The organism is Microcoleus sp. D2_18a_D3, assembly GCF_036702455.1.
Classification (GTDB): domain Bacteria; phylum Cyanobacteriota; class Cyanobacteriia; order Cyanobacteriales; family Microcoleaceae; genus Microcoleus.
This window is the reverse complement of sequence record NZ_JAUBTK010000179.1, coordinates 1-4026: the sequence shown is the minus strand read 5'-3', so window position 1 is coordinate 4026 and position 4026 is coordinate 1. Positions and strand designations below refer to the sequence as shown.

6 protein-coding genes are annotated in these 4026 nt (G+C 43.2%); 2 read left to right on the top strand and 4 right to left on the bottom strand.

Going from position 1 to position 4026, the window contains the following annotated elements; all coding sequences use genetic code 11:
* Positions 1-266: 266 nt before the first annotated feature.
* From QUB06_RS34220 to QUB06_RS34205, 4 genes are read right to left on the bottom strand one after another with little or no spacing between them, the layout of a single operon-like run.
* Positions 267-1871: a glycosyltransferase family 39 protein gene (locus QUB06_RS34220; RefSeq protein ID WP_333439244.1), complete on the bottom strand. Its 1605-nt coding sequence runs from the start codon at positions 1869-1871 to the stop codon at positions 267-269.
* Between the two features lie 45 nt (positions 1872-1916).
* Entirely contained in the window at positions 1917-2129 is a 213-nt protein-coding gene (locus tag QUB06_RS34215) for a helix-turn-helix transcriptional regulator (protein WP_333321820.1), read from the bottom strand.
* Positions 2130-2149: 20 nt separating this feature from the next.
* On the bottom strand, positions 2150-2362 hold the full coding sequence (locus QUB06_RS34210) for a helix-turn-helix domain-containing protein (protein ID WP_333102249.1): 213 nt from the start codon (positions 2360-2362) through the stop codon (positions 2150-2152).
* 20 nt (positions 2363-2382) lie between these two features.
* Positions 2383-2595, bottom strand: coding sequence for a helix-turn-helix domain-containing protein (locus QUB06_RS34205; protein WP_194063647.1), 213 nt, complete (start codon positions 2593-2595; stop codon positions 2383-2385).
* Positions 2596-2722: 127 nt separating this feature from the next.
* Here QUB06_RS34205 and QUB06_RS34200 point away from each other — a divergent pair, with 127 nt between their 5' ends.
* Both QUB06_RS34200 and QUB06_RS34195 read left to right on the top strand, forming a co-directional pair.
* Positions 2723-2965, top strand: a complete 243-nt coding sequence (locus QUB06_RS34200; protein ID WP_333439242.1) for a hypothetical protein — start codon at positions 2723-2725, stop codon at positions 2963-2965.
* A 156-nt stretch (positions 2966-3121) separates the two neighbouring features.
* Positions 3122-3910, top strand: coding sequence for a DUF4058 family protein (locus QUB06_RS34195; protein WP_333439240.1), 789 nt, complete (start codon positions 3122-3124; stop codon positions 3908-3910).
* Positions 3911-4026: the final 116 nt, after the last annotated feature.

Here is a 4026-nt window from a genome sequence, read left to right as displayed (position 1 = left end):
TTAGGGCGACCAGACATTTTTATTGGCTCCTTTACTTCTTACATAAGTCTATCACATCTTTAAAAAAATGGTATTACGCACCGGAGCCGAAAAATCAGCATTTGAGGTTACTTCACTTCGTTCCTGATGACAGCATTTACGTTGTTGCGTAATTCTTGTTAAGATTGCTAAGCTGTTTAGCCTTTAAACTGCGTGTTTCAGAGCCTGAAACCCAATACTTGCTTAGATAGCCTCTGAGATTTAAAAGGTGAACCGCTTATAGCTGTTCACTTATGAGTAAGTTGCCAAAGCCGCGTTTCGTAACTGACCTCTGAAGTAAGGAAAACAGGCTTTAAGTTGTAGTTGTATTGTTTTTTAAGCCTCTCTTGGAGTTTTTTACTGGGAAGAAATACAAACAAATTCCTGTTACCGTTAGGAATCTGAAGTGTATCTCCCCACAGAATGTCCACTTTCGGATCGAGCAGACGGATCAAAGGAATGACTTCACCGAACGTACTATCAGTAATCAACAGCGGAGAGTCAGCTTGATTTAGGATGTGAGCTATAGGAATAGCGAACTTGCCTTGATCCAGACCTTTGTTCCACCAAGTTTCTGCTTGAGCACTGAGGGTGCAAGACAGGACTCCAGCCGAGAACACTCCGATTGCAACAAGCTTCCAAAACTTCTGCTGCCAGGTATTAACAGAAGTGGAGGTTATTTTCGCTGTCAGCAAATAAGCCACAGCCAACTGCAAACCCAGATAAGTAGGAAGTAGATATCGAGCGTAGCCTGAGAGCCGCCGTCCACCTAAAATTAAATCTCCCAGCATCAGAGGCAGGGATGTAAAAACAATCAAAGTCAAGATGAAGCCGTAAACCGGTTTGGAAGTGTGGCGACAGACAAAATAAATCGAATATGCCAATAAAATTAATACAAATACAATCACTGGAATCAGAGGCAGCGTCTTTTTGAATGAGCTCACCGCATCAAGATTTACATCAAAAACAATTCGGCTAATATTCCCTATCCACCTTTTAATTATAGGCATCAAGGGCATTCTGGATTCGGGTCTCATTACGCTTAGAGCAGAGGATGAGGAGGGTGGCTGCCAATATTTTAGGGTTAAATACCACAGCAAACCTGATATGAACGAGACAAAGAAGGCTAGTATATAATAAATTACGGTTTTAGTTACTCGTACTTTTTCCATAGCAAATACATAGATTCCATGTGCTATTAAAACAAGTACAGTATACAAATGAGTGTAAATTCCTACTACGGTAATCGCTGTATAAATTCCCCATAGCAGCTTAGTTTGAAGTCGCATAGCTCGCAGCAAAACCGCACTAGATAGCAAAGTTAACACAGTCCAAAAACAATACGGTCGCGCTTCCTGAGCGTACAGTACGTGCATTGGCGAGACTGATACCAATGCCATTGCTACCCATCCCACCATCGAAGACTCAAACAATTCCAGGCAAATCCAATAAGCACAGGGCAACAGTAGTACACTAATCAGAGCGGGCAAGCTTCTCATTGCTGTGACGCTAGTTCCAAACAATTTAGCCCAAAATCGCGCTACCAGAAAATAGAAGGGTGGCAGTTGACCTTCTTCTATTGCCAAACCCTTAATCGTATCGATTTCGTTCTTTTGATCGTTAATGCTCTGATATTTCAGGAAATCTTTGCTACTGATTACTGGGCCATTGAATATTTCTTCCTTAACAGATTTCCCTAAGTAGCCAGACACTCGCAAGGAAGTGAAAGTTTCATCGAACCAGTAGAATTTGCGGTCGATATTGACGAACCTAAAAAATATGCCCATCACCAACAGCACAGAAAGTAAAAACCGCAGCCCAGTTACAGGTAGTCGCCAATTATGACCATTCATTAAATGATTTCCCCTATTTATACTCTAATTATGCAACGCCTCAGTTTATTGTTCCACAATCTCAACTAAATCTTCGATCGCAATATCGAACGCACGGGCCATCTTGTCCAAAGCTGTGTAGTCAACGGTAGCCATGCCAGGAGAATTGGCATAGGTGGCGATTGTTGTGTATGGAATACCTGTTCTGTTGGAGACTTCCCTCAGAGTCCAACCCTTCTCTTGAGCAAATTCTCGAACTCGCAGCCTAATTCGTCCCATATTCCCAGCAAAAAATCAGCCTACTCTTCCAAAATCTCAACTAAATCTTCGATCGCAATATCAAACACGCGAGCCATTTTGTTTAAAGCTGTGTAATCTACCGTTGCCAGCTTGGGAGAATGGGCATAGCTTCTAACCGTACTGTAAGGAATGCCCGATCGCTCAGAAACTTCTTTAAGCGTCCAACCCTTCTCTTGGGCTAGTTCTCGAACTCGCAACCGAATTAACCCCATTTTCCCGTTGAAAAATCAGTTTACCGTTCCAAAACCTCAACCAAATCTTCCACCATCACATCAAAGACTTCAGCAAGTTTCTGCAAAGCCGTATAGTCCACCGTTGCCATTTTGGGGGCTTGGGCGTATTTTTTAACCGTGCTGTAGGGAATTCCCGTTCTGTCAGAGACTTCTTTCAGCGTCCAACCCTTTTCCTCAGCGAGTTCTCGAACTCGCAATCGAATTAATCCCATTTATGCTTGACAGCAGCTATGCTCATATCTTTTAATAAAGATAGTTAACAGCGATCGCCCTCGGACCTGAGAAATCTAGAGCGATCGCCTTTCATTCACCACCCACAAAAGTGGGAAGGATTTTCCTATGATACCAAAAGAACCGACATATCGCGATCGACTTCAACCTTGGCATCTAATTCGCCACCTGCCCAACTGTCAGCGGTTAACAGTCGCCCGTTTCGCCCGCCGCCGCGATGCCGAATCTTACCTAAATGCACTGCGCCGCTTAATGCCCGCAGTCTCGCATACAATTGTGTTCGTAAATGCGGTGTCTGTGTTGGATGAAAACAGCGTTCCAATTCAAACACAATTGCCGATCGAAGTTTAAGCGTTGAAAAGTGCGAAAAATAGGCAAGAGCCCTGTTCCCCAAACATTAAAATGTCTTGTGGGGTGGGCATCTTGCCCGCCCAAGAACAGGCAAGATGCCTGTTCCACAAATATTCAACTAAACTGTAAATAGACTTAAGTCAAGGAGTCAAATCAATGCCATCTCCCTTTCCCGGTATGGATCCGTATTTAGAGCATCCCGAACTCTGGCCTGGGATGCATAACTTGCTGATTAGTGAAATTTTCAGGTTTTTATCTCCCCAACTGCGTCCTAAGTATTTAGTGTCGCTGGAAGTGAGAATCTATGAAACGGCTGACGACGATTTATCAGTCATTGGCATTCCCGAGGTAACTGTAATGCAACCACAAACTGCAACAGAAACAACAGCATCAAACGTAGCAGTTGCAGCACCGCTTACACAACCATTCACAGTAACTCTTCCCATACCTTACACGCTTCTAGAAGCTTATTTAGAAATTAGAGAAAGGGGGGAAAAAGAATTGATAACAGTAATTGAAATTCTCTCGCCTACGAATAAGCGAACAGGTAAAGGGCGGCAAATGTACGAAGAAAAGCGAGAAGAAATTTTAAGTATTCGCACTCATTTAATAGAAATAGATTTATTGCGGCGCGGTCAAAAAATGCCAATTATTGAAAACAATATTGATAGTCACTATAACGTTTTGGTGTGTCGGGGAAATCGCCGTCCCAGAGCAGATTTGTACGCTTTTAACCTGCAAAACCCGATGCCTGCCTTTCCTTTACCGCTGCGATCGGGCGATACCGAACCTGTCATAAACTTGCAGGAATTATTCACTCAAATTTACGACATAGCAAGTTACGACCTGAAGATAGATTATCGCAACTGGGAAGTCATACCAGCGCTGTCAGAGGCCGATACAATTTGGGCAGATGCTTGGTTGCGCGATCGGGGATTGCGGTGAATTTAGTTAGATTATATCGGGTTAATTATCACAAATACCGTAGATACTGTCTTGACCTGTCAAGGGGTAGCAGTCAAATAATTGGGGTCGAAAGGCTTTTGGGATTTTAAAATCCC

Coding starts and splice junctions, on each gene's coding strand:
- QUB06_RS34220 (WP_333439244.1), bottom strand. CDS start 1,871: ATGAATGGTCATAATTGGCGACTACCTGTAACTGGGCTGCGGTTTTTA.
- QUB06_RS34215 (WP_333321820.1), bottom strand. CDS start 2,129: ATGGGACGAATTAGGCTGCGAGTTCGAGAATTTGCTCAAGAGAAGGGT.
- QUB06_RS34210 (WP_333102249.1), bottom strand. CDS start 2,362: ATGGGGTTAATTCGGTTGCGAGTTCGAGAACTAGCCCAAGAGAAGGGT.
- QUB06_RS34205 (WP_194063647.1), bottom strand. CDS start 2,595: ATGGGATTAATTCGATTGCGAGTTCGAGAACTCGCTGAGGAAAAGGGT.
- QUB06_RS34200 (WP_333439242.1), top strand. CDS start 2,723: ATGATACCAAAAGAACCGACATATCGCGATCGACTTCAACCTTGGCAT.
- QUB06_RS34195 (WP_333439240.1), top strand. CDS start 3,122: ATGCCATCTCCCTTTCCCGGTATGGATCCGTATTTAGAGCATCCCGAA.